2 protein-coding genes and 1 pseudogene are annotated in these 1,586 nt (G+C 65.4%); all 3 read left to right on the forward strand.

Features of this window, described 5'->3' with window-relative positions; all coding sequences use genetic code 11:
* A pseudogene (locus tag ACFQV6_RS44150) lies at positions 1-434 on the forward strand (hypothetical protein); the annotation flags it as partial.
* The gene (locus ACFQV6_RS44155; protein ID WP_378033723.1) at positions 431-718 is read left to right on the forward strand and encodes a hypothetical protein; all 288 of its coding nucleotides are present in this window, start codon (positions 431-433) and stop codon (positions 716-718) included. The pseudogene ACFQV6_RS44150 and the gene ACFQV6_RS44155, both read left to right, overlap by 4 nt.
* 15 nt (positions 719-733) lie before the next feature.
* The coding region (locus tag ACFQV6_RS44160; protein ID WP_378033724.1) for a hypothetical protein at positions 734-1,586 on the forward strand (853 nt) is incomplete at its 3' end.

Below are 1,586 nucleotides of genomic sequence, written 5' to 3' on the forward strand. Positions count from 1 at the left end.
AGGGCCATCATCATCAGATTTCGCGGGCGGTAGTCGCCGCGGCCGCCTACCGCCGCCACAGCCCGATCCTGGTCCCGGTGGGGGCGTCGCTGGCCGATGTGCGGGCGACTCGGCGGGATATGGCCCCGATCCTGAGCGACGCGCGGAAGCTCGTTGACTGGGAGTTGCGAGTACGCACGGTGCTCATGCGGTACGACCCGCGCCAGCTGATCACCGCCACCGCCCGCGAAGCGCTGGCCGCCGACCCGATCGTTGCACCACCCAGCCATGCCGATATTCAGTCGCGCACGATCTATACCCACACCCTCGAGACCGGCCGGGGGGTCTGTGAACTCGAGCCGGGCGGCGCGGCCGCGGCCGAAATCGCGGCGCTGGCCACCGAAACCGCCGAACTCGCCCTGACCGAACCCGTTATGAAAGAGGCACGCCAATGAGCACCAAGTCGACGCCCCCGCACCCCGCTACCGGACAGGGTGTGGTTGACCCGAAAACATTCCTCGAGGGCGCGCCGAAATCGACCGCGTCACCATTCAATTTCGACGACAAAAAGAAATTGACGGTCGAACTTCCGCTGATCGTGTATCAGGCGTTGCTTGATGCAAAAACCAATTCCGGTAAGGAGTTGCGAATTTTGGTCGCCGAAGCATTGGTACTGCACGCTGCGATTAAACCGAACTTCGAGCGGCGCGTGGCCGCCGCCGAACAATCTTCGAAGTAAAAAAGGGGAATCATCATGTCCGAGAAACCACCCGATTCGCACCAGGACGATGCGGTGCGCGCCCTGGCGCAACGCATCGCGTCGGCTCGCGCGCAAGTCGATTTGCTGGCCGATGCCGACGCGCTCACCGACGTACTGTCGCAGCCCGAACTGGATGCCGACCGCGCCGCGGCCGAGAAGCAGCGCGCACTGGCACGGCGGCAAAAGGCGAAGGTCGACCAGGCCGCCGCCGCCACGGATGATCTGTTGCGCCAGGCCGATATCGAGATCATGCGCGCCGATGTGCGCGATCTGCTCGAGGCGCGGAAGGCGCTGGCCGCGCAGCGGCGCGAGTCCAGCCCACACGCGCAGCTGGCTGGACTGGCGCGTACGTCGCGGCGAAGCACTCTCGCCCTGTTCAGCGTGGTGGCCGCGGGTATGGCGTGGTCGGCGGTCAATGTGCAGCAGAATCTGGCACCGGGCGGGCCGAGCGATCCCCTGTACTGGTTCAGCTTCCTGATCGAAGCGATGATCAGCGTTTGCCTGATCACGCTGATGTTCGGTGTGCCGACGCTCGCACGGTTCGGTGTCGAGCTGGACCGACGCACGGTGACCGTGTCGGAGGTCGGATTGCTGGCACTCACGGTGACGCTCAACATCGGCCGCCACGTGTCGCAAGGGCATTGGTACGACGCGGGCACGCATGCGATTGCGCCGGTGATGATCGCGGTAGCGATGGTGATTCACAACGGGATGTCACCCGCGTACGCCCAAGCGCTACGCGAGGCAACCAAACGCGTGCCTGCCGACGAGGGACCGCGCACCGTGCACGCGGTCAGTGAGCGCACCACCGCCACCCCTACCGAGCACCCACGGATCGATGGGCGCC

Origin of the sequence: Actinoplanes sp. GCM10030250, assembly GCF_042666575.1 — a bacterium.
Classification (GTDB): domain Bacteria; phylum Actinomycetota; class Actinomycetes; order Mycobacteriales; family Micromonosporaceae; genus Actinoplanes.

What these genes read in the sequence shown, in the direction of transcription:
- ACFQV6_RS44155 (WP_378033723.1), top strand. Translation starts at nt 431, where the DNA reads ATGAGCACCAAGTCGACGCCCCCGCACCCCGCTACCGGACAGGGTGTG.